The 24,326-nt window shown below is 34.3% G+C and carries 23 protein-coding genes; 17 read left to right on the forward strand and 6 right to left on the reverse strand.

Annotation, left to right across the window (positions count from 1 at the left end; all coding sequences use genetic code 11):
- Positions 1–197: 197 nt before the first annotated feature.
- On the forward strand, positions 198–782 hold the full coding sequence (locus J2772_RS09635; protein WP_209916050.1) for a ribonuclease HII: 585 nt from the start codon (positions 198–200) through the stop codon (positions 780–782).
- 68 nt (positions 783–850) lie between these two features.
- On the opposite strand, the gene yidC is transcribed toward J2772_RS09635, so the two are convergent.
- The 3 genes from yidC to J2772_RS09650 all read right to left on the reverse strand — a co-directional run bounded on the left by yidC (position 851) and on the right by J2772_RS09650 (position 5,331).
- Positions 851–2,644 (reverse strand): membrane protein insertase YidC, encoded by a 1,794-nt coding sequence (yidC, locus tag J2772_RS09640; RefSeq protein ID WP_209916053.1) that lies wholly within the window; start codon positions 2,642–2,644, stop codon positions 851–853.
- Between the two features lie 256 nt (positions 2,645–2,900).
- Positions 2,901–4,511 (reverse strand): CTP synthase, encoded by a 1,611-nt coding sequence (locus tag J2772_RS09645; protein ID WP_209916055.1) that lies wholly within the window; start codon positions 4,509–4,511, stop codon positions 2,901–2,903.
- 250 nt (positions 4,512–4,761) lie between these two features.
- Positions 4,762–5,331, reverse strand: coding sequence for a YceI family protein (locus J2772_RS09650; RefSeq protein WP_209916057.1), 570 nt, complete (start codon positions 5,329–5,331; stop codon positions 4,762–4,764).
- Between the two features lie 141 nt (positions 5,332–5,472).
- Here J2772_RS09650 and radA point away from each other — a divergent pair, with 141 nt between their 5' ends.
- From radA to J2772_RS09670, 4 genes are all read left to right on the forward strand, one after another.
- Positions 5,473–6,822 (forward strand): DNA repair protein RadA, encoded by a 1,350-nt coding sequence (gene radA, locus J2772_RS09655; RefSeq protein ID WP_209916059.1) that lies wholly within the window; start codon positions 5,473–5,475, stop codon positions 6,820–6,822.
- Positions 6,823–6,953: 131 nt separating this feature from the next.
- Positions 6,954–7,625, forward strand: coding sequence for a class I SAM-dependent DNA methyltransferase (locus J2772_RS09660; protein WP_209916061.1), 672 nt, complete (start codon positions 6,954–6,956; stop codon positions 7,623–7,625).
- Complete coding sequence (locus J2772_RS09665; protein ID WP_209916063.1) at positions 7,622–8,329, forward strand: VanW family protein; 708 nt, start codon at positions 7,622–7,624, stop codon at positions 8,327–8,329. Before J2772_RS09660 ends, J2772_RS09665 begins: the two co-directional genes overlap by 4 nt.
- Positions 8,326–8,919 carry an ACP phosphodiesterase gene (locus tag J2772_RS09670; RefSeq protein WP_209916065.1) on the forward strand — a complete coding sequence of 198 codons (594 nt, stop codon included), beginning with the start codon at positions 8,326–8,328 and terminating at the stop codon, positions 8,917–8,919. The genes J2772_RS09665 and J2772_RS09670 overlap by 4 nt, the downstream gene beginning before the upstream one ends.
- Here the strand turns inward: J2772_RS09670 and J2772_RS09675 are convergent.
- Positions 8,916–9,416, reverse strand: a complete 501-nt coding sequence (locus J2772_RS09675) for a DUF6702 family protein (protein WP_209916067.1) — start codon at positions 9,414–9,416, stop codon at positions 8,916–8,918. The two genes, J2772_RS09670 and J2772_RS09675, sit on opposite strands and share 4 nt — an antisense overlap.
- 70 nt (positions 9,417–9,486) lie before the next feature.
- On the opposite strand from J2772_RS09675, the gene J2772_RS09680 reads away from it, so the two are divergent.
- Together J2772_RS09680 and J2772_RS09685 are read left to right on the forward strand one after the other, a co-directional pair.
- Positions 9,487–10,065, forward strand: a complete 579-nt coding sequence (locus J2772_RS09680) for a HupE/UreJ family protein (RefSeq protein ID WP_209916638.1) — start codon at positions 9,487–9,489, stop codon at positions 10,063–10,065.
- 67 nt (positions 10,066–10,132) lie between these two features.
- Complete coding sequence (locus J2772_RS09685) at positions 10,133–12,517, forward strand: M1 family metallopeptidase (protein ID WP_209916069.1); 2,385 nt, start codon at positions 10,133–10,135, stop codon at positions 12,515–12,517.
- A gap of 38 nt (positions 12,518–12,555) precedes the next feature.
- On the opposite strand, the gene J2772_RS09690 is transcribed toward J2772_RS09685, so the two are convergent.
- The gene (locus tag J2772_RS09690) at positions 12,556–13,254 is read right to left on the reverse strand and encodes a LytR/AlgR family response regulator transcription factor (RefSeq protein ID WP_209916071.1); all 699 of its coding nucleotides are present in this window, start codon (positions 13,252–13,254) and stop codon (positions 12,556–12,558) included.
- Positions 13,254–14,282, reverse strand: a complete 1,029-nt coding sequence (locus tag J2772_RS09695) for a sensor histidine kinase (RefSeq protein ID WP_209916073.1) — start codon at positions 14,280–14,282, stop codon at positions 13,254–13,256. The genes J2772_RS09690 and J2772_RS09695 overlap by 1 nt, the downstream gene beginning before the upstream one ends.
- Positions 14,283–14,511: 229 nt before the next feature.
- On the opposite strand from J2772_RS09695, the gene J2772_RS09700 reads away from it, so the two are divergent.
- The 10 genes from J2772_RS09700 (at position 14,512) to J2772_RS09740 (ending at position 24,063) form a co-directional block, all read left to right on the forward strand.
- Complete coding sequence (locus J2772_RS09700; RefSeq protein WP_209916075.1) at positions 14,512–15,204, forward strand: DUF2490 domain-containing protein; 693 nt, start codon at positions 14,512–14,514, stop codon at positions 15,202–15,204.
- An 18-nt stretch (positions 15,205–15,222) separates the two neighbouring features.
- The gene (locus J2772_RS09705) at positions 15,223–16,509 is read left to right on the forward strand and encodes a CitMHS family transporter (protein WP_209916077.1); all 1,287 of its coding nucleotides are present in this window, start codon (positions 15,223–15,225) and stop codon (positions 16,507–16,509) included.
- An 89-nt stretch (positions 16,510–16,598) separates the two neighbouring features.
- A complete protein-coding gene (locus J2772_RS09710) occupies positions 16,599–17,819 on the forward strand; it encodes a cation:dicarboxylate symporter family transporter (protein WP_209916079.1) in 1,221 nt (406 codons plus the stop codon).
- A gap of 82 nt (positions 17,820–17,901) precedes the next feature.
- Positions 17,902–18,624, forward strand: coding sequence for a hypothetical protein (locus tag J2772_RS09715; protein ID WP_209916081.1), 723 nt, complete (start codon positions 17,902–17,904; stop codon positions 18,622–18,624).
- 117 nt (positions 18,625–18,741) lie between these two features.
- Positions 18,742–18,924, forward strand: coding sequence for a hypothetical protein (locus J2772_RS09720; RefSeq protein WP_209916083.1), 183 nt, complete (start codon positions 18,742–18,744; stop codon positions 18,922–18,924).
- A gap of 246 nt (positions 18,925–19,170) precedes the next feature.
- Positions 19,171–19,305 carry a hypothetical protein gene (locus tag J2772_RS24295; RefSeq protein WP_262899063.1) on the forward strand — a complete coding sequence of 45 codons (135 nt, stop codon included), beginning with the start codon at positions 19,171–19,173 and terminating at the stop codon, positions 19,303–19,305.
- Positions 19,306–19,485: 180 nt separating this feature from the next.
- Positions 19,486–19,764, forward strand: coding sequence for a co-chaperone GroES (gene groES, locus J2772_RS09725; RefSeq protein ID WP_103247361.1), 279 nt, complete (start codon positions 19,486–19,488; stop codon positions 19,762–19,764).
- A gap of 111 nt (positions 19,765–19,875) precedes the next feature.
- Positions 19,876–21,501: a chaperonin GroEL gene (gene groL, locus J2772_RS09730; RefSeq protein WP_115970371.1), complete on the forward strand. Its 1,626-nt coding sequence runs from the start codon at positions 19,876–19,878 to the stop codon at positions 21,499–21,501.
- Positions 21,502–21,734: 233 nt separating this feature from the next.
- A complete protein-coding gene (locus tag J2772_RS09735) occupies positions 21,735–22,499 on the forward strand; it encodes a hypothetical protein (RefSeq protein WP_209916085.1) in 765 nt (254 codons plus the stop codon).
- A 97-nt stretch (positions 22,500–22,596) separates the two neighbouring features.
- Complete coding sequence (locus tag J2772_RS09740) at positions 22,597–24,063, forward strand: caspase family protein (RefSeq protein WP_209916087.1); 1,467 nt, start codon at positions 22,597–22,599, stop codon at positions 24,061–24,063.
- Positions 24,064–24,326 lie beyond the last annotated feature (263 nt).

Raw genomic sequence — 24,326 nt, forward strand, 5'->3', positions numbered from 1 at the left:
AATAAAATACTTTCAAAAAAACAGATTTATATTTTGTAATATCAGTTTGTTTCCTGGTATTCACTATAAAATTCAGTTTTTAACTTATACTCAACTGGTCATATTTCTATTCTTGACTGTTTTCATAAAAACAATCAAAATATGAAGCTAATACATTCGTTTTTTTTAATTTTACAGCTCGTATATCACATATAAACATGGAATTATTACATAAATGGACAGACAGTTACATCGAAGCGGGATGTGATGAAGTAGGAAGAGGTTGTTTAAGCGGGCCGGTAGTTGCGGCAGCTGTCATTTTAGATGATGATTTCAAACAGAATCTGGTTAATGATTCAAAAAAACTAACGTTTAAAACCAGAATGGATCTGGACAGCTACATCAAGGATAATGTGAAAAACTATGCTATTGCAGAACTACCACCAGCATTTATTGATGAACACAATATTCTTAATGCAAGTATTCATGCCATGCATCGAGCGTTAGACCAACTCACGATAACACCGGAGCTTATTCTGGTAGATGGTAATAAATTTCATCCTTATAATTATATTCCTCATCAGTGCATCATTAAAGGTGATTCAAAAGTTCTATCTATTGCTGCAGCCTCTATTCTTGCAAAAAATTACAGAGACAGATTAATGATTGAACTTCATGAAGAATACCCAGAGTATGGCTGGAATACCAATTTCGGATATGCTACAAAAAAGCATCAGGAAGCGCTCATCAAACATGGACCAACAATACACCACAGACAATCATTCAGATTAAAATATGATTAACTGAAAAAAGTAAGAATTCCTTATAAATAAAAAAGAGAAGCAAATTGCTTCTCTTTTTGTATGTTAGATTATTTCTTTTTCTTTTGCTCTTGCGACTGTTGTTGCTGTTGAGCCTGCTCCATCATTTCTCTCATCTTCTTCTGGAATTTACCTTCCGTTTTCGGTTTTTCTTTATTAGCCTGAATCTGAGCATGAATTTTCTTCTCATCCAGAATTACATATTTAATCACAAGAATGATTAGAATGTTAATTGCATTCGATACAAAATAGTACCATGAAAGACCAGATGCTGAAGTATTCAGGAAGAATAAGAATGTAATCGGAAAGATATACATTAATACTTTCATGTTTGGCATTCCTTCCTGTTGTGGCTGTTGCATGTTTCCTGATGTCATTACTGTATAAATCAAGATAACAATTGTACAAGCCAGTGCAAAGATACTTAGGTGATCTCCAAGGAAAGGAATTTTAAATGGTAACTTAATCAAATCATCATAAGCTGTCAGATCTTTTGCAAACCAGAATCCTTGCCCTCTCAGGTCAATAAAGTTCGGGAAGAAACGGAATAATGCATAAAAGATTGGAATCTGCACCAATGCAGGTAAGCATCCTGCCATCTGATTTACTCCAGCTTTTCGGTATACTTCCATTGTAGCCTGCTGTTTCTTCATCGGATCTGCATCCTTGAATTTAGCATTTACTTCATCGATTTCCGGACGAATTACCTTCATCATTGCACTCAGCTTATGCTGTTTGTACATAATTGGAGATAAGATTAATTTTACAATAATTGTCATTGCGAAAATCACCCAACCAGCAGATAATCCCCAACCCGCAATAATTGCATATAACCACATGAAGAAATAACGGTTCATTGCTCCGATGAATGACCAACCTAATGGAAGAATTTCATCAAAGTTTTTATCATAAGATTTCAATAGTGGTAAATCCAATGGCATAAAATACCATGTGAAATCCTGATTCAATTCACTTCCTGTCATCTGAACGAACCCTTCATAATTAAGTTTCTTCAGATACTCTCCTTCTTCTACATTTTCCTGATTTCCTTTACTTTGAGTAAATCCATTCTTAGCTTCAATAACAGAAGTAAAGAACTGTTGTTTTACTCCAATCCAGTTAAGAGTCTCTTTCTCCTCCTCCATTGTAGTTCTTCCATCATAATCATAATCTTTATAATTATTGAAAGCATATGAGAACTCTGAGTGAGACTGCTCCTGGGCTCTTCCCTTTTCAAGGTTTCTTACGCTGTAATCCCAGATAAAATCTGCTTTGTTATCAGAAGTAACTGCAGCAAGACCTTGAGTTCTTACTTTAAAATCAAGAGTATATTTCGGAAGTAATGTATAAATAAACTGAATAACAGCGCCATTATAGTTAGCTGTCATTGTTACAGCATTTCCATTAACAGTAGGTGAGAAAACTAAATCTTTAGTATTGATAACCTTTCCTGTTTTATCTTTAAACTGAAAACCGTAGTTTGAATTATTTTTATTGATGAGATAAAGAGGAAGGTCTGCCTGATCCGTTTTATTATTGTATGCTTTGTATTCTGAAAGCTGAACTTTAGAAACCTGCCCTCCTAAACTTGAGAATTCAACATTCAATTCTTTGTTAGACAAATTAGCTGTCTGAATCGCATTAGGAGTTACATTTGGATTGATATTGGTGGCCTGAGTTTGTTTTACGACATTTTTCACCTGTTCCGTTTTCTGCTGCTGAGCTTTTAACTCTTCTTCTTTCATCTGCTTGTTCTGGAAATAGAACATCGCGCCAAAAAGAATCAGGCATAAAACCGCGAAACTAATCATCTGCTTCTTATCGATTCCGTTGTTTTGTTGCATTTTATTTTTGTTATAATTAAAATTTCCTATTTATTGGCTTACTACAATTCTATAAGAAAACTTATAAATCTGTAGCAAATTTGAGCTGACAAAAATACTGTTTTTTTATCAAAACTCTATACTATAATACATTAGTATATAATAAACTCAGGCTGAGAAAAATCAACCTGAGTTTATATTTAGACGTTTATGGTAAAAAATTACCTTATTTGTTTGCGGAGGGTTGAATATTACACTCTTCCTATACTAAAATTTCTTACTTAGAAGTTTCACAAGCTTTAATGAAAGCTCTGAATAAAGGATGCGGTGTAGCTACCGTACTCTTGTATTCCGGATGGTATTGTACTCCAACATAGAACGGGTGACCTGGTAATTCCAATGCTTCCACCAATCCTGTTTCCGGGTTTGTTCCTGTAGCTAAGAAACCATTCTTTTCAAATTCCTGAAGATAATCACTATTGAATTCGTAACGGTGACGGTGTCTTTCAGAAATATTTTTGCTTCCGTAGATATCGTGCAGCTTAGATCCGTTTTTCAAAGCACACTTCCATGCTCCAAGACGCATTGTACCTCCTTTATCAATTACATTCTTCTGTTCTTCCATTATTGAAATTACAGGATCAGGAGTTGCAGTATCAAATTCCATAGAGTTTGCTTTCGTATGTCCTAAAACATTTCTTGCAAATTCAATAGTCATAATCTGCATTCCTAAACAAATTCCCAACATTGGAATTTTGTTTTCTCTTGCATATTTAGCAGTAAGAACTTTTCCTTCAATTCCTCTGTCTCCGAAGCCCGGAGCTACAAGGATTCCATTTACACCTTTCAGTGTATCTTTGATATTCTCTTCTGTAATATCTCCACTGTATACCCATCTTACTTTCACTTCCGTTTCAAGGTCAGCTCCTGCATGTTTGAAAGCTTCAGCAATAGAAATATAAGAATCCTGAAGGGATATATATTTTCCTACCAACGCAATCTCAACAGTTCTTTTAGGATTCTGGAATTTTTTCACAAAAGTTTTCCAGTCTTTAAGATCAGCATCTTTATCGCTCTTTAGCTCCAGTTCTTTCAATACTACATCGTCAAAGTTTTGCTTCTGAAGATACATTGGAACTTCATAGATTGTCTCCATATCCTTACATTCGATAACGTTTTCTAATGGAACGTTACAGAATTGAGCTAATTTTGCTCTCTGATCTTTTGGAATTTTGTGCTCAGTTCTACAAACCAATACATCAGCCATAATTCCACTTTCCATCAACTGACGAACAGAGTGCTGAGATGGTTTTGTCTTTAATTCTCCGCTTGAAGCCAGATAAGGCAATAAGGTAAGGTGAATCACCATAGAATTATTCTCTCCCAGCTCCCATTTCAACTGACGAACAGTTTCAATGTATGGTAAAGATTCAATATCCCCTACTGTTCCTCCGATCTCAGTAATGATGATATCGTAGTTCTGTTTAGAAAGGATTTTAATTCTACGTTTAATTTCGTTAGTAATATGAGGAATAACCTGAACTGTTTTTCCAAGGAAATCTCCTTTTCTTTCTTTTTCAATTACAGTCTGGTAGATTTTTCCTGTAGTAACGTTGTTGTTTTGGGATGTAGGAGCATCAAGATAACGCTCATAGTGGCCTAAATCCAGATCCGTCTCCGCACCATCTTCAGTCACATAACACTCTCCGTGTTCATAAGGATTCAAAGTTCCCGGGTCGATATTGATATAAGGATCAAGTTTTTGGATCGTTACGTTAAAACCGCGTGATTTTAGCAATAGTCCCAAAGAAGCAGACACGATTCCTTTTCCCAAAGATGAAGTTACACCTCCTGTCACAAAGATGTACTTTGTATTCTTTTTACTCATTAGATTAGGTTTGTGCAAAGTTATGGGAAAAAGAGACACGAAGCAATCTTTTAGATTTTGAAAATAAGAAAACACCCTTCAATCAACTATAAAACCTGAGTATTTTTTTTATTTATGTTTGGAATACATAAACAGTGTTAAGCCATAACTTTCTTTATTTTTTATATGTAAAGGTAATATACTTAATACAAGAAAGTGGATCCAAACAATTTTGGATCCACTTTCTTTAATTCATTGATATAAGTATAAATTATCTTTTAATCAATTCAAGATAAGTATTAATCTCCACCCACTTAGCAATACCTGCTGCTGTAGGATCATAATTCACATTATACTCAAAACGGTTGATCGTAAATTTTGCACGAAGCCCCATAATTTCTTTACCTTCTTTATTTTTTGTAATCCCTCCTAAGGTTACCGGTACACTAAAATCTTTTGTAACGTCTTTAATGGTAAGTTTACCCTTAAATATGTATGATCCATCTTTCTCTTTGGAAACGGAAGTTCCTGTAAATTTAATGGCTGAATACTCTCCCGCATCAAAAAAATCTTTACTTCTAAGATGTTTGTCTCTCATCTCTACTCCTGTATTAATACCTTCAACATCTATATTGATATTAAACCCAGCATTATCAAGACTATTACCTTTTGTTGTAAGATCTCCGCCAAATTTATCAAACCTCCCCTGAACAAAGCTGATCCCCATGTGTTCAATAGTAAAATTTATTGAAGAGTGCATCTGATCTATGTCCCAATTATTCTGTGCAAAAGAAAAAGTACTTAAAAATGCGAATACGAAGGATAAAAATAGTTTTTTCATTATAATTATATTTTACATTAATATTTTAATTTGAACAAAGCTAAGATATAAAGATATTTCTATCGTTGATCTATGTTAGTATTTCATATTTAAATCCATTTAAACCTCAGAAAAAAAATGCTTTTTTTATAACTTCGCAGTATGGCAAAACTGAAAACGGCATATTTCTGTCAAAACTGCGGAACCCAGTACTCCCAATGGATGGGACAATGCAAAAACTGTGGACAATGGAACACTCTGGTGGAAGAAGTAGTGGAAAAACCCAATAGCAAAGCGGTACCCTTCTCAAAAACCAAACAACATGTCATCAATATTATTGAGGTAGAAACCAGTGAAGAACCGAGACTTAAAACACCTTCGGAAGAACTGAACCGCGTTCTTGGCGGTGGAATTGTTTTAGGTTCCGTTACTTTAATTGGTGGTGAACCGGGAATTGGGAAATCTACTCTCTTGCTTCAGCTTGCCTTAAAAATGAAGAAAAAAGTTTTCTATGTTTCCGGGGAAGAAAGTGCTTCTCAGATTAAAATGAGAGCCGACAGGTTAACGGATATTCAAAATCCAAGCTGCTTCCTGTTTACAGAAACCTCGCTGGAAAAAATTCTTCATGAAGCTAAAAAACTGGAACCGGATTTCATGATTATCGATTCTATTCAGACACTACAGTCTCAATTAATCGAAAGTTCCCCCGGAACGGTTTCTCAAATCAGAGAATGTTCCAACGAAATCATTAAATACGCTAAAGAAAACAGCATTCCTGTATTTTTAGTAGGTCATATCACCAAAGATGGCCAGATTGCCGGGCCAAAGGTACTGGAACATATGGTAGATGTGGTTTTAAATTTTGATGGAGACCGAAACCACCTTTTCAGATTATTGAGAGCCAACAAAAACCGTTTTGGATCCACTTCCGAAATCGGAATTTATGAAATGATTTCCCAGGGATTGAAGGAAATTAAAAATCCTTCGGAAATCCTTATCACCAAGAAGTTTGAAGAACTTTCCGGAAATTCTGTCGCGGTAACGTTGGAAGGAAACAGACCGATGCTTTTAGAAATTCAGGCATTGGTAAGTACAGCCGTTTATGGTACTCCTCAAAGAAGCTGTACAGGATTTGATTCAAAAAGATTGAATATGCTTCTGGCTGTGCTTGAAAAAAGAGCAGGGTTCCAATTGGGAGCTAAAGATGTTTTCCTTAATATTACCGGAGGAATAAAAACAGATGATCCGGCTTTGGATTTAGCCGTGATTGCCTCTGTTCTTTCCTCCAATGAAGATATAGCCATTTCAGAACATTATTGTTTTGCTGGAGAGATTGGCCTGAGTGGAGAAATTCGTCCGGTTGCCCAGATTGAACAAAGAATTACCGAAGCTGAAAAATTGGGGTATGAAAAGATATTTGTTTCTAATCTTAATAAAATTCCGAAAAGAAAATTCGGAATCAAGATTGAAGAAGTAAGTAAAATTGAAGATTTCCACGAAAGACTTTTTTAGAGAAAAAATAAGCACAATTAATCTTGTTAAAAAAATCATCCAGGTTGGTTATTTTATTAAAAAAAATCAAAAATCCGGAATAAAAATTGTAGAAATCAATAAAATTAAAGATCTTAACAAAAGATTTTCAAATGATGAAAACAAGTATTCTGGAATATTACAGCAACCTCGCTGAATCTTATGATGAGAACCGTTTCGGGAATTCTTACGGAAAATATATTGACCATCAGGAAAGAGCTTTTTTAACCTCTTTTTTCAAAGATAAAAAATATACAAGGGTTTTGGATCTGGGATGTGGAACAGGCAGGCTATTAAATTTTGCTACCCATGGAACAGATTTCAGTGAAAATATGCTGAATATTGCCCGTCAAAAATATCCTGAAAAAAGTCTGGCTGTGGGTGAAATTTCAGAAATTCCTTTTCATGATGAGTTTGACTGTATTTTTTGCTTTCACGTTATCATGCATCAAAATCAGGAAGAAACGAGGGCATTTTTGAATGAATGCTATCAGAAGTTAAACAAAAAAGGGATTCTGATCTTTGATTATCCTGTAAAAAGCAGAAAAAAATCTGTTTCTCCACAGGAAGACTGGCATGCCGGCAACAGCTTTTCAGTTTCAGAAATTACAGAACTTTCAAAAGACCAATGGAAAGTTAAAAATACAACAGGAGTATTATTTTTTCCTATTCACAGATTACCGAAAGCCATAAGAAAATTCTTTCTGCCGCTGGATATCTTTCTTTGCCACACCTTTCTGAAAAATTGGGCATCTTATCACATTAGTGTTTTAGAAAAGGTATGAAACAGCGATTGAAAAACTGGATTCCTCATTCATTGAAACTGCAGATAAAACTTTTGCAGCGGTATCTGGATGATCAAAAAAACAATTATAATTATCCCAAAGAATATCGTTCAGAAAATATTGGCGAATATTCCATTAAACTCCGGCAGCCTATCAAAAGCGGAGCGTTTCATCATAACAAAATTCACAATTTAAAAGTTGTAGGTGATAAAATTCACAATCTTATCATTCATCCCAACGAAGTATTTTCTTTCTGGAAAATGGTTGGAAAACCTAGTGCAAAGAATAATTTTAAGGAAGGAAGAAACCTCATCAACAATACAATTTCCAGTGATTTTGGTGGCGGAATCTGCCAATTCTCCTCTATTTTATATTATTTGGCTCTTCAATCCGGCTTAAAGATTTTAGAAAGACATCCACATTCTATGGATATTTATAAAGATGAGGAACGTTTTACACCCTTAGGTTCGGATTGTACAGTTGTCTATGGTTACAAAGACCTACAGGTTCAGAATTCTTTTCCGTTTCCTGTTCAGTTTAAATGCGAGATACATGATGATGAACTTCATCTGAGTTTGATTTCCCCGGAAGAAGTGATCTTAAACGACATTGAGTTTAAATATCACAAAATTGAAAAAGGAGTCTGGGTGGAAACAGTAAGCAATAGCCGAATTTTGTTTAAAAATTTTTATATTCGTTTATGAATTATCTGGCTCACTCCCTTCTCACTTTCACTGATGGACAAATTGTTGGTCAGTTTTTGGAAGATTTTATCCGAAACAGGGATCGTTTTTCCTTTCCTAAGGATATTCAGGATGGAATTACTTTACACAGAGCCATTGACACTTTCACAGACTCTCACCCTGCCATTCACGAAGCTAAAAAAGTATTCGCTCCCTTAGTAAGACTATATGCAGGTGCATTTGTAGATGTCTCTATGGATTATTTTGTAGCTAATGATCTCTCTTTAAACTCTCTAGCAGAATGGAAGGCACATTCTTTACACGTCTACAAAGTTTTAAATACTAATGAAGAATGGCTCCCGGAAAATTTCAAGAAAATGCTGATCAAAATGGAGCAGGACGACTGGCTTTATAATTACCGTGAAGACTGGGGTATTAAATTCAGTATCCAAAATGTATTGAACAAAGCAAAGTATCTGGATAAGGATATTCCTGTTTTTGAAGCTTTTCTAAATAATAAAGACTTTCTTCAAGAGTGCTACAATGATTTTTTTCCGGACCTACTGGCTCATGCAAAAGACATTAATATACGTCTTCAACCGAAAAATTAAAACTGTTTATAAAGATATCGGTTCGGATACGTTAATTTTTCACTCTTTCTGTCTCCCTTTACAATGATATGAACAATATTAATCTGGTCATCAAAAAGGTTGTACAGTAAACTTACAGCCGCTTCTATTTTTTTAGGATTGGCAACAGGCTCTGATTCTAAATAAACATTTACAGATTCCTGGTCTTCTTCATATCCTATATAATTGATTTTAAGAAATTTATTATCTGTTTTGAGTTTAAAATATTCCTGACAATATTTGAACAGTGCTTCATTAAGTTTTGCTTTGTACTTGTCATCATTAAAATGAAAAGTTCCTCCATACTTTTTCCCAAGGCCATTCTCCAGATCATCAAGAAAGAATCTTCCTGTTACTTCAAAGGTTTTAGATTTAGAGCTGTAGTTGATCTCTACGGATCCTACGTGATAAGGATGCCATACTTTTGTAAAAGACAATAAAAAAACAATTGGGAGCAACAATAGCCATAATTTCTTCATAAATCCCGACTTTTAAATAATGTGTACGAAATTAATCATTATTTTCGTACGCATTATATTTTACTTTATGATGCAGGATTTTCTATTTTATTTAAACCTTGGATGGGAACACATTATTTCCCTTGATGCCTTAGACCATCAGCTTTTTGTTCTGGCTCTAATTGCCGTTTACTCTTATAGTGATTGGAAAAAAATTCTTATTCTCGTAACGGCGTTCACTATTGGGCATTCCATTACATTAGCTTTAAGTATTCTTGATGTTTTCAGAGTTCCTTCGGATTGGGTTGAATTTTTAATTCCTTTAACCATCGTTCTCACCTCCCTGGACAATATCATTATGAAGAACCAGAAACAGACGTTAATGCGTGCCAATTACTACCTTGCCCTTATTTTTGGTTTGGTTCATGGGATGGGCTTTGCCAACACAGCAAGAGTAATGATCACTAAGAGTCAAAGTATTGCAGTCCCGTTATTAGGTTTTAATATCGGATTGGAACTAGGACAAATCGTTATTGTTGGAGCAATTTTAATATTGCTGTTTATTCTGCTTACCCTTTTTAAGGTGAATAAAAAAGATTGGATCCTTTTTGTCTCATCCGGAGTCTTTGCATTATCCTTAAAAATGACTTTGGAAAGAATTCCTTTCTAAACGTGAAATATTTTTATTATTTCAACTGCTTATTACTATCTTTGATAATTATTAAATCATTTCGGTTATGAAACTAAAAGTTGTTATACTTTCACTTTCTGTATTTGCATATACAGGTTTCACCGCACAAAATATTCAGAATAACCCGGGCAGCAATCATGGAAACAAGTTTGAACAGCTGGGAACTATTCTACCAACACCTAATATTTACAGAGCAGCTTCCGGAGCGCCAGGGCATGCCTACTGGCAAAACAGAGCTGACTATAACATTACTGCCTACCTTGATGAGGATAAAAGAAATCTGAAAGGTTCGGAAACAGTTACTTATTACAACAATTCTCCTGATGAGCTGGATTACATCTGGCTTCAGCTGGATGAAAATGAGCATTCCAGCGTAAGAAATGCAGGTTATGATAATTCTTCCGTACTCCGTCCGTCAACAACTGACCAACAGCTTAAGGTTACGGAACTTCCTGTAAAAGATAATGGTTACGGAGTTACGCTTGAAAAAGTAACTGACGCTTCTGGAAGTCCTTTAAAATACACCGTCAATAAAACTATGATGCGTATTGACCTTCCAAAAGCTTTGAAAAAAGGAGAAAAATTTGTTTTCAAGGTAGACTGGAACTACAATATTTCCAACAGAATGAAGATGGGTGGCCGTGGCGGTTATGAAAACTTCCCGGAAGATGGTAATGACTTATACACAATGGCCCAATGGTATCCAAGGATGTGCGTGTATAGTGATTTCCAGGGCTGGCAAAATCATCAGTTTACCGGAAGAGGAGAATTTGCACTGGTTTTCGGAAACTACAAAGTCACTATGAATGTACCTGCCGACCATATCGTAGGCGGAACAGGAGAATGTAAAAACTACGATCAGGTATTAACTTCTGACCAACTTTCAAGATACAGAAAAGCAGAGAGCGCTTCTGAACCTATAGAAATTGTAACCTTAGACGAAGCTAAAAAAGCAGAGAAAAATCATTCCAAGCAAAGAAAAACATGGGTTTTTGAAGCCAATGATGTAAGAGATTTTGCATGGACTTCTTCCAGAAAATTTGTTTGGGACGGAATGCGTGTTACGATTCCTGAAAACAATAATAAAGTAATGGCCATGAGTTTTTACCCTAAAGAATCTTATGGACTTTACAGAAAGTTTTCTACAAAAGCAGTAGCTCATACGATTAAAACCTATTCGGAATTTACTATTCCCTACCCATACCCGGTAGCTCAATCTGTAGAAGCGGCCAGTGGAATGGAATATCCGATGATCTGTTTCAACTTCGGAAGAACAGAAAAAGACGGTACTTATTCTGAAGGAACTAAAAACGGAATGATCGGGGTAATTATCCATGAAGTAGGTCACAACTTCTTCCCGATGATCATCAATTCTGATGAAAGACAATGGGCATGGATGGATGAAGGATTAAATACCTTCACAGAATATCTCACCGAAGAAAAATGGGATAATAAGTTCCCATCTAAAAGAGGTCCGGCATGGACGATTGTAGATTACATGAAGCTTCCGAAAGATCAATTGGAACCTATCATGAGCAATTCTGAAAATATTGTTCAATATGGTCCAAATGCTTACTCAAAGCCTGCTACAGGATTAAATATTCTTCGTGAAACCATTATGGGAAGAGAACTTTTTGATAAAGCATTCAAAACTTATGCAAAAAGATGGGCTTTCAAACACCCTGAACCTGCAGATCTTTTCCGTACGATGGAAGATGCCAGTGGTGAAGACCTTGACTGGTTCTGGAGAGGGTGGTTCTATGGAACTGATCCCGTAGATATTGCCATCGATAAAGTAACAGTAGCAACACCTAACCTGGAAACGAATCCAAAAGCAGCTGAAGAAATAAAATATCAGGTTGATAAGCCTTTAGTAAACAGTTTTGAAGACCTTTCAAAAATCAGAAACAGAGAAGATAAAAATATCACCTTCTATGTTGACCAGGATAAAGAGGCTCAGGATTTCTACTACAAATATGACAGAGGTCAGGAAAAGGTAAGCACTAAAGAGTATACAACTAAAGTGGATGCTACTCTACCTTTGGATGCTAAGGATAAGGAAAAATTCAAAAATATTACGGCTTATCAGATCGACTTTTTGAATAAAGGTGGATTGGTAATGCCAATTATTCTTGAATTCACTTTTGAAGATGGTTCAAAATTATATGATAAATCTTCTGCACAGATCTGGAGACTGAATGAACAAAAAGTTTCCAAAACGTATTATTTTGATAAGAAGCTTAAATCTATTCAGTTAGATCCGATGAGAGAAACGGCTGATATTGATACAAACAATAACTTATGGACCAACAATGGCTCCGGTGGTGAGACTTCCAAATTCCAGCTCTTTAAGCAGAAACAGGAAGGAACTCCTGTAAGAGGAAGTTCAAACGGAAAAGTAAATCCGATGCAGGCAGCAGGAAAAATATAACCCTAAATAAAAAAACAGCTTTAAAGCTGTTTTTTTATTTAACCAAAGGATTCTTTCAGGTGTTTTTTGTAAGTTCTTCCCAGTGGAAGCTGTTCCCCATTTTTCAAATAGATCGTATTCGAATCATATGAACTGATATGGGAAGACAGTACAATATATGATTTGTGAATTCTGATAAACCCTAAATTCTGGTAGTTTTCTTCAAAATTGGACATCCGCTCCAGAATCATATATTTTTTCAGATGGGTCATCAGGATAATATATTCTCCAAAACCCTGAACCCATTTTATATCTTTAAGAAGCACTTTATTCATGATATAATTCGACTTAAACATAATAAAATCTTCCTGTTTTTTATCTTCTGCAGACTGTTTAAACTGCAAAAAATCTTTTGCTTTATAGACTGCTTTTTTAAATGTTTCAAAATCTACGGGCTTCACAAGATAATGCACAACATCCAGTTCAAATGCTCTTACTGCATACTGTGTTTCCAAGGTAAGAAATATGCATAGAGGTTTGTAGGGCAATTGCAGTAAAAGATCAATCCCATTAATATAAGGCATATTGATATCCAAAATAACAAGGTCTACCCTATTCTTTTGTAAGTATTGAAGGGCATCTTCAGAATTCTGAAAGGTTTCCAGCAATTCAACATCTTCTATCTTTGCACAATAATGCCGGATAAGTTCTAATGCGGGATATTCATCATCCACACCTACAATTGTCAGGTTAGCCATTATAATTTAATTTTTAAAAGAGTCTCGTATGTATTGTTTTCGGTTGCTTTGGATATAAAAGTAAACCTTTCAGGGTAATATTTCTCCAGAATACTGATAACAGCTTCATTTCCCAATCCGTTATCATTGGAATTCTCGATAAGATTTTTATTTTGTGTTACAGAATTTTTGATTTCAAATACAAATTCCTGATCCTGGATCTTGTAATTGACTCTTATGAAACTATCGGCCTCTATTCCTACTGCTGAATGTTTCAAGGCATTTTCAAATAATGTAAGGTAAACAGAGGGTGGAATCTCAATAAGTTCCAGAATTTCTTCATCATCAATATCAAAATCAATATCCAATACATTATGATACTTCAACTCGTAAAGCCCAATGAGTGATTTAATGGATGAAAACTCCTGCATAAGGGTAATTTTCTCTTTATTGGTATCATAAATAACATACTGAAGCAATCTACTGAGCTGCAAAATAGATTCTGAAGTATTTTCAGACGGATTAAAGCTTTTAGAATAGATATTATTGAGTGTATTCAGCAGAAAATGCGGATTTAATTTGGATTTCAAAAGAGCAAGATACAGCTCATCTTTTTCCTCTCCTAATTCTTTAAAGTCCTGTTCAATCAAAAATTTATCTTTCGTAATCCCCAAAAATGAGGCAACCAAAATCACAATCCCTTGTGCCGTGTAGACATTGTATAAAAATTTGGTATTGGATAACATCTCATTAAATTCCATATTGAACACTGCTGGTTCCAGTAAAATTCTGAAAAGACTTGATACCAGAAAACAGATAAAGGCATACAGAATAAACTCAGGATACTTATTGGAAAGATAAAATCGGGGAACGAGATAAAAGTACACCAAATAGTAAATCCCAATATTGAAAACAATCACAAATAATACCGACCAGACGAGTTCCGGAACATCTAAAAAGTAATTTTCGGTGAAAAAAGTGATGATAAAAAAGAGTAAAAAGAATAAGGCATGCTGAAATTTCAGCAAAAACCCCCAATGATATTCCATCAGCCTTTTCAGAATCCTACCATTAAGTAAAACCCTAAAAACCAACAATATAAATATAATATTGATAATAAAAAACATCTAAAATATCCAATTTTCAATCTTCCAAATATAAGACCTTTTTTACCCGGGATTGCAGTTCACTGATAAAAACTGTCATTGATTGAAAAATAAATTCACGGCTTCTTCTTATAAATATATTTGAAACAGCAGGATATTAATTCAATGTTACATGAAAATCAAATTATCGTTAATCGCTATTTTCTTATTGGGATTTAACCAAATGGTGTATGCGCAAAGCCGTGACAATTACAATATGTGGTTTCAATATCTTATGTCGGCAAAATTGACAGACAAAAGTACTTTAACTGCTCTTTCCCAATATCGGTCTTTTGATCTAGCTTATGATACCAGGCTCTTTCTGGTCTCTGCTTATGTTGATTACGAGGTAGCCAATGAGGTAAAGCCTGCTTTGGGAATGATGTTTCTTATCCTGGACTCCTATAAATCTGACAACACCAAAAGAGAGAGGTACGAAAAAAGACCCTTCCAGCAAGTGAGTCTGGGAGGTAATATCGGAAGAACCTCCATATCACATCGTTTTCGGGTAGAAGAACGGTTTATCAGTAATCCTGATGAATTTATTGTAAGACTTCGATACCTAATTTCTTTACGAATTCCATTCAACAAAACCGGAGAAAAAGAAAAATTCTATGGTATTCTGAAAAATGAAATCAGAATGAATGTGGTGAAAGAGGAACCGTTTGACAGTAACCGATTAACAGCCGGAATAGGGATAAAAGTCGGGAAAAACTCAGCTATAGAAGTAGCTTTTATCAACCAGCTGGAAACCGGATCTACAAGTAACTATGCTTATGTTGGTTACCGAAACAGTTTTGACTGGAGAAAAAATAAAAATAAATAACCTCAAATACAATCACCTATGCTTACCCTCCTTGGATTTCTGATGATCATTATTTTTATGGTGCTCATCATGAATAAAAAAATGACTCCTCTTACCGCCTTAGTTATTATTCCTGCAGCAATGGCACTGATAGCGGGTTTTGGCCCACATCTGGGAGAAATGATGAAAAACGGAGTCAAAGAAATTGCCCTTACCGGCGTCATGCTCATTTTTGCAATTCTTTATTTCAGCTTAATGATAGACACGGGACTTTTTGAGCCCTTAGTAAATCTTATTTTAAAAGCAGTTGGAGATAATCCTGTAAAAACTACTATAGGAACAGCTATTCTCACTACCTTGGTTTCTCTTGACGGTGACGGTTCTTCTACTTATATTATTGTTGTAGCCGCTATGCTTCCATTATATAAAAAGCAAGGAATGAATCCACTTACCCTAACCTGTATTATCATGCTGGCCGGAGGGATTATGAACATTTTACCCTGGGGAGGACCTACTGCACGAGTAATGAGCTCCCTGAAACTGGGACATACAGAAATTTTTGTCCCTATGATTCCTATTATGGCTTTAGGAATTCTTTGGGTAATATTCGTCGCTTATATTTTAGGGAGAAAGGAAAAAAAACGCATTACAAAATATGGAAAATATACTCAATACAGTGCTAGTGACATTGCAGGAGAAGCTGATCCGAAATTACTTCGTCCAAAGCTGATCTGGATTAATCTTTTTCTGACACTCGTTCTGCTTACTGTTATGATATTGGACATTGTCCCATTGGGAATAGCTTTTATGATTGCATTTTGTATTGCGTCTGTTATCAACTATCCTAAACTAAAAGATCAGCAAAAGATCATGTCAAAACATGCAGGAAATGCTTTGTCCGTAGCAGGAATGATTTTTGGAGCAGGTATTTTTACAGGAATCCTCAACGGAACAGGAATCATGCAGGCAATGGGAAACAGTATGATCGAAATTGTTCCTAAAAGCTGGGGTGGCTATCTCAATATTATTACCGCCATTTTCAGTGTTCCGCTTACCTTCTTTCTTACTAATGATGCATATTATTTTGGAATATTGCCAATCATTGAGGCTACAGGCCGTCAATTGGATATTGCACCTGAAATATTGGGAAGAGCCAGCCTTGTGGGGCAGGCCTCGCATTTGCTGAGTCCGCTTGTTCCTTCCACCTATCTTTTGGTATCATTAGCTGGTGTGGAATATTCAGACCATCTGAAATACACATTAAAGTGGGCGATCGGATCATCGATTATCATGCTTATAGGAGCTTTAATTCTCGGAACGATATAATAAAAATTTGATGAATAATGAGTATCTTCAACTTCACAAATAATAATCAAACTTAAAAATCTGTTCTGTAAAGACAGTTTAATTTCCAGATGAATTTCCTGCAGTCTCAAAAAACGTTCACCGGTAAATACCTCAAAAACCTTACTTTGTATGTGTTTACTGCCATCATATGCGGTGTACTGGCAGGGCATTATGTTCCTGAAGAAAGTATAAAACTGGGAGTAGTAAGCCGGTATTTTTTTATGATTCTGGAAGCTTTTATTCTTCCTGTTATTTTTATGGCGATCATTTACGGAATCTGCCAATTGTCCGAAATTAAAAATGCCAGTAATATTGTTTTGCAAACCATTTTATACTTTTTGACAGTAAGCTCAATAGCGATAATATTAGGTCTTACCTTTGGTTTAGTAATGCAACCCGGTTCCGATACCGGAATTGATGTTACCCGCATTAATACTACTCTTCCAAAGACTTTTGAAATAAAAGACGGACGTCTTTCTACTGTTTTGTATCTCAACAGACATGGTATTTTTCTTTTTCTCTCCATTTTGATAGGAGTGACTATGAACTTTTCCTCAAAAAAGGAAAAGTTCCTGAATTTCCTGGATCGTGGGACCAATCTGTTTTACACTGTTATTAAATACCTTTATATTATTCTTCCTTTTATTATTTTCTGCAATATTGCTTATGGAGTTGCGATGTATGGGATCAATACTCTTTTACCATTAAGTAAAGTGGTAGCAACAGTTTATCTTGCAGACATTGTATTTATTTTTGGGGTTTTAGCCTTTATCTCTTACCTGTTCAGATTTAACCTGTGGAAATTTTTACTGGATATCAAGGAGGAAATTATTCTGGTCATCACCACTTCATCTTCAAAGACCGCTTTCCCCTTAATTTTTGAAAAAATGGAATCTCAAGGGTATAGCAGAAAAATTTTAAGATTCATTATTCCTTTGGGGTATAATTTTAATCTTGCCGGAGCCTGTATCTACATTTCGGTAACCTGCTGTTTTCTTGTTCAGTTTTATAATATTTCTTTAAGCTTTAATGATTATGTATGGCTATTTATCATTATTTCCATTACTTCAAAAACAGCATCTGGTGTACCCGGATCAGGATTTTTGGCTCTTATCTTTACCTTGAACAGATTTGGGAAAATTCCATTAACAGATATTGCCCTTCTTTATACTGTAGACCGTTTTATGAATGAAGCCAGATCGGTAACCAATTTTATTGGCATTGCGGTTTCGGGAGCTATTATCTCTAAAATAAATCAGCATCAGAAAAGTGAAATTCCTTCTGCTTAATTTGATTTCACACTCACCTAAACTATTAATGTTCAAGCATGTAACTTTTTAAAGATTAGAATAACTAATTAATAAAAAGACTATGAGAACATTTATTTTTCTTTTATTGATAAGCAGTACTCATTTTTTTTCACAAGAACTGCTTTCTCCACAAAATGCAGTTATCAATTCAAAATTGATTAAAGATGAAACATCTGAAGCATTATGGTACGCTGATAATGCAGGATCAAAAACAGAAATCGGAAGTATTATTACGGAACTAAAAAAATTAAACCAAACAGATCTTTTAATCAGAACAACTGTAAAATTGAAGCAGGCTCCGGATGCAAAATGGACAGATTCCACTCTTGTAAAAACCTCTGATTTTACTCCGATCTATCATTCATCTTACAATATGATGAGAGATATGGTCCTTAAATCCGGTAAGGATAAAGTCAGCGGATATTATCTGGATAAAAAATCTCAAAAAAAGGATATCATTGAAATCCCTGCCACCCATTATTTTGACAGCAGCAGCTATGCTATCCTGATAAGGTTTCTTCCTTTAAAAGAAAACTATTCTACCGAAATTTCTATTTTCGACTACAATCCAAAATCTGAGAAAAAAGGAATGATGAAAGCCTACATTCTGGATACTCAAAAAGCAGAATACAAAGGGAAGCTGGTTTGGGCTGTAAAAACAAATGATGATATAAGCAACAGAGCTTCTATTGTCACTTATTATATTGATCCTGAAACAAGAAAAATTGTAAAACAGGAAATGGATATGGGTGGAAGAAAAATGTTTCTAGAGATGATCCCGTAAAAACTTGTCCTTCAAAACACAAACGCCCACCCTTTGTCTACAAACAACTTAACAACCTGTATTAAAAACATTTACCTTTGAATCAACAATAAAACACCAGCTGTCAAAAAAGCCTGATTGACATTAAATATTCAGGAATACAAAAACAAAGGTATTACACATATGAAAAATGCAAAATTATTAAACAGAGACACTCAGAAATCCATTCATGGAGGATCTGCTGCAAAACTTGTTTGTTGTGATTATGATGACAATATGAAATGCATCCGTTGGATTGGGCCGGGGCAGTTTTGTCCATAAATCAGTTTTATATAACAAATAAAAGCCGGATATTTTTCCGGCTTCTTCTTTTCACACCCTTTCTATCTACAAAACCAAAAGAACAACTAACAACTGATAACCAACAAATTATATTTAAAATTTATTAAATAAATATATCACATATTAAGGAAAAATACTATCTTTGATATCATCTTAAACACCAAATGTCAAAATCCTGATTGACTTTAAATGTTCAGGAAGTATACAAATTAAATATTATTAACTATGAAAAATGCAAAATTACTAAGCAGAGATGCTCAGAAATCAATCAACGGCGGAGCGGCAGGACGTTATTGCTGTGAGTACAATTACAAAGGACAATGTATCCTATGGATCGGACCGGGACAACACTGTCCATAAAAACAGTATTCAAAAAGTTAAACACTTACAATAAAAGCCGGAAATTTCCGGCTTTTTGTTTTTTATTTTTCTGCCAAATTTTCACATTCGGAAATAAAACTCTGCCATTTCAGCCATCAATGTCTCATGGCATACATTTAGAGAATTACAACACAGAAATAATTAAAAAATAAATATATTATGTCAGTAAACTTTAAACCATTGGCAGACAGAGTTCTGGTAGAGCCAATCGCAGCAGAAACTAAAACAGCTTCAGGTATTATTATCCCGGACACTGCAAAGGAAAAGCCGCAAGAAGGTACTGTAGTGGCAGTAGGTCCTGGTAAAAAGGATGAGCCTACAACTGTTCAGGTAGGTGACAAAGTTCTTTATGGAAAATATTCAGGTTCTGAATTGAAATTAGAAGGTAAAGATTACTTAATCGTAAAAGAGGGAGATTTACTTGGAGTAATTGGATAAGACTCCAGATACAAAACATCAGATTTCAGACTTAAAACTGAATAAAAAATAAATTTTCAAATAATGCTTGGCGTCTAACATCTGACGTCTAACATCTAATATCTAAATAAAATGGCTAAAGAAATAAAATTCGATATTGAATCAAGAGACGCTCTAAAGAGAGGAGTTGATGCATTAGCAAATGCAGTAAAAGTAACTTTAGGTCCTAAAGGAAGAAACGTAGTAATCGAAAAATCTTTCGGTGCTCCACACGTAACTAAGGATGGTGTTTCTGTAGCAAAAGAAATCGAACTTGAAGATAGAGTAGAAAATATGGGTGCGCAAATGGTAAAAGAAGTTGCGTCCAAAACTAATGATATTGCAGGAGATGGTACTACTACCGCTACTGTATTGGCACAAGCTATCGTAAGAGAAGGTCTTAAGAACGTAGCGGCTGGTGCTAACCCAATGGATCTTAAAAGAGGTATTGACAAAGCTGTAACTGCTGTTGTTGAAAACCTTAAATCTCAATCTAAAACGGTTGGAGATTCTACAGAAATGGTGAAGCAAGTTGCTTCAGTTTCTGCTAACAATGACGAGACTATCGGTGCTTTAATCGCTGAAGCTTTCGGAAAAGTGGGTAAAGAAGGGGTAATCACTGTAGAAGAAGCTAAAGGTATCGATACAACGGTAGATGTTGTAGAAGGTATGCAGTTTGACAGAGGATACCAGTCACCATACTTCGTGACTAACCCTGAGAAAATGTTAGCTGAACTTGAAAACCCATATATCCTTTTAGTAGAGAAGAAAATCTCTTCTATGAAAGAATTACTTCCAGTTCTTGAGCCAATTGCACAAGGTGGTAAGTCTTTATTAATCATCTCTGAAGAAGTGGAAGGTGAAGCTTTAGCTACTTTGGTGGTTAACAAACTAAGAGGTTCTCTTAAAATTGCTGCTGTAAAAGCTCCAGGATTCGGAGACAGAAGAAAAGCAATGTTAGAAGATATCGCAATCCTTACAGGTGGACAGGTGATCTCTGAAGAGCAAGGTTTCACTATGGAAAACATCTCTTTAGATATGCTTGGAACTGCTGAGAAAGTAACAATCGACAAAGATAACACAACTGTTGTAAACGGTGGTGGTGACGAAGCTAAAATCAAAGGAAGAGTAGCTCAGATCAAAGCTCAGATGGAAACTACAACTTCTGACTACGACAGAGAGAAACTTCAGGAAAGATTAGCTAAATTAGCTGGTGGTGTTGCTGTACTTTACGTAGGTGCTGCTTCTGAAGTAGAAATGAAAGAGAAAAAAGACAGAGTAGATGATGCTCTACACGCTACAAGAGCTGCTGTAGAAGAAGGTATCGTTGCAGGTGGTGGTGTTGCTTTAGTAAGAGCAATCTCAGCTTTAGACAACCTTACAGGGATCAATTCTGACGAAACTACAGGGATCAAAATCGTTAAGAGAGCTATCGAGGAGCCATTAAGACAAATCGTTGCTAACGCAGGTGGTGAAGGTTCTGTAATTGTTGCTAAAGTAGCAGAAGGATCAGGAGACTTCGGTTACAACGCTAAAACTGACGAGTATGTTCACATGCTTGAAGCAGGTATCATTGACCCAACTAAAGTAACAAGAGTTGCTCTTGAAAATGCAGCTTCTGTATCTGGAATGCTTCTTACAACTGAATGTGTTATCACTGAAGTAAAGAGCGCTGAACCAGCTATGCCAATGGGTGGTGGAATGCCAGGAATGATGTAATAGCACGTCGCTAAGACAAATTTAATATATAAACCGCTCTGCTTTGTAGAGCGGTTTTGGTTTTATGGATTTCCGTAAGGAAGCTTTATCTAAGTATTTTAAATTAGTAAAGATGTTAGCATGTTATTAAATAGACAGATAACTAATTAACAATAATTAACCTTATTATTAATATTTTATACTAAAGTTTTATACATTTGAGTGTTAATCACAGTTTCAAATTTCCTATTATAATGAAGAATTTTTTTATAAAACAACCAATATATATAATCGCAATTATCCTTTTTATAATTATTCTTTATCCAATTTGTTTAAACTTATTTATAGATGATTCAAGTAAACAAGGCCTATTTGGCGATAGTTTTGGAGCACTAAATACATTTTTTTCAGCGTTAGCATTTTGTGGGGTGATTATCTCAATGATGACCCAAAGAAGAGATTTCAAAGAATCAAAATATCAATATCTTCATGACCGAATGACTAGTTTTGTATATGTTCAACTGGATAGATATGAAAAAGGATTAGCAAAATTGGAGTTAGTAAATAACAATGTTAAAACCTCTAGTAATGAAGGCATCTATTTTTTATATGAAAATTTGGAAAGAATTAACCTTTATTTTACAGAAACGAGAGAAGAAAGGTTAACGATAGCTTTACATAATAAAAAAGAAATTCTACAAAATCTAACCCTGATTAAAGAGTCAAGTAGTAGAATATCATCTTTTATAATATCAACTGATAATTGTTTTTTAACATTCAATGAGATTTTAAATACTAGTGGATTGACTTCTAATGATAAAGAAGAATTGAAAACCATATTTAATAAAAATGTGGGATATATGCTACCAGATACTATACAGACTATATATAATACAATTTATCTAGCAAGAGTATTTCGTTTTGAATTAGAAATAGGTAGTGATGAATTACCAAAGTCTTTACTAAACCTTTTGAATCTAATGAAATATTTTCAAATTTTTCACCATAGTAATCATTAAATGGAAAAGAGCTGAAGTAACTACTATACCAATAAATGCTGGAACGATAAGAATGATATAGTCTTAGCTACTATATAAATTAAAAAACTATATAACAATGAATAATAAAATTTTAGCTATTGCAATCACTGAATATGATGATAAGAAGTTAAATAATCTATCAAATTGCAAAAATGATCTTGAAAACATCTTAAAAGTCTTAACTACTAAATATCAATTTGATGATATTGAATTTATTTTCGAAAAAACCGATACAACTAGAAAAAACTTATTTAATAAGTTAAAATTTTACTTTTCAGATTGCCTTGAAAGCGAAAATGTACTATTGTTATTTTCTGGCCATGGTCAATATGATGAGGCTTTAAATTCTACATATTGGCAACCGTCTGACTCCGATCATAGTGATTCATCAACTTGGTTCAATTTAAATGACTTGATGACATTTATAAAAGTTTCCAAGGCTCATCATATTAGTATAATCTCAGACTCTTGCTTTTCTGGTGCTATGTTTCAAGCACCTCTCCGTGGTGGTGGAATAGAAGCCCTTGATAAAAAAAAATCAAGGATAGGTTTTTCTTCGGGAAGTATTGAACCTGTAAGTGATGGCCCAAAAGGACACTTAAGCCCATTTGCTAAAGTATTAATTGAAGAATTACAAAGTAACTCAATAAATGATTGTCCATTAAGTAACATAGCTACAAGTGTCATTGTAAACTTTGATTCGAGTAAAAGTCAAACTCCAACTTTTGCACCTTTGTCAAATGTTGGTCATGAGGGAGGTATCTTTATTCTAAAACTTAAAACTAGTTCACATAAATCACCCAAAAATTTAGACTATTTAAGACAAAAATATGGTTCCATATATATACCTGTACTTGAAAATCATTTAAAAGAATTTGAAGGTCTAAAAAATTTAATTGAAAGAAAACGAGAAGCAGTAAAGAAACAGGATTATTTAGAAGCTAGAAAAATTAAAGATCAAGAAGAAGAAATTAGAGCTAATTTTCCAAAAACGTTTATAATCAATTTTATTTCAGAAAACAAAAATTTTAAAACCTCAGAAAAAAACAAAAAAATTATTAAAGAACTTGATAAAACCATTTTAAAATCACAAAAAGAATTACCTGAGATTAAAGAAAAAGTAAAAAAGGAATTAATTAGATTAAAAGATGAGCACCATAGTCAAATATATGTTGGCTCAACATTATATAATATTGATGACATCGATAATATAATTACATCTATCATTCATGAACAATCTAGTGAGAAAGAATATAAAAAATATTTTTCTGACCATAGAGAAGAACTTGTTAAGGAATTAAATAAAAATCTTGTAGCTCTTTACATACATTTTAAAGCTATAAAAGGAAACTCAACAAGTCAATTTCTAAGTGATAAAGAAAAAAAATTACTTGAAATATTCGAGAAAATTTACGATTCAGAAATTAATTTTTTGTTAGCAAATTCAATTGATGAAGCAGAATTTCTTATAAAAATCAAAAACAATGAACTACAATTATTGTATTGGATATTGGATAGAGATAATATCAATTACTTGAATTAGATGATATCCTCGCTACCGCAAGATTATATCTCGTGGCTTTGGTTTTTAAATTATATTATTGGAATGTTTAATTTATAATGCCACACGAAAGGATTCGTGCGGTAGCAGTGCATCTGAATTAATTAATACAGAATTAAAAGTTCCAATAATTATTGATGAAGAATTTAATATATTATCAACTCAGATAGACTAAAGTTTTTCAATTGCACATAATCTTAAGACCTCCTACAAATAAAATAAATCATCAGAAGTCAGGAGATAAA

It is taken from the genome of Chryseobacterium jejuense (assembly GCF_017877355.1).
Classification (GTDB): Bacteria; Bacteroidota; Bacteroidia; order Flavobacteriales; family Weeksellaceae; genus Chryseobacterium; species Chryseobacterium jejuense_A.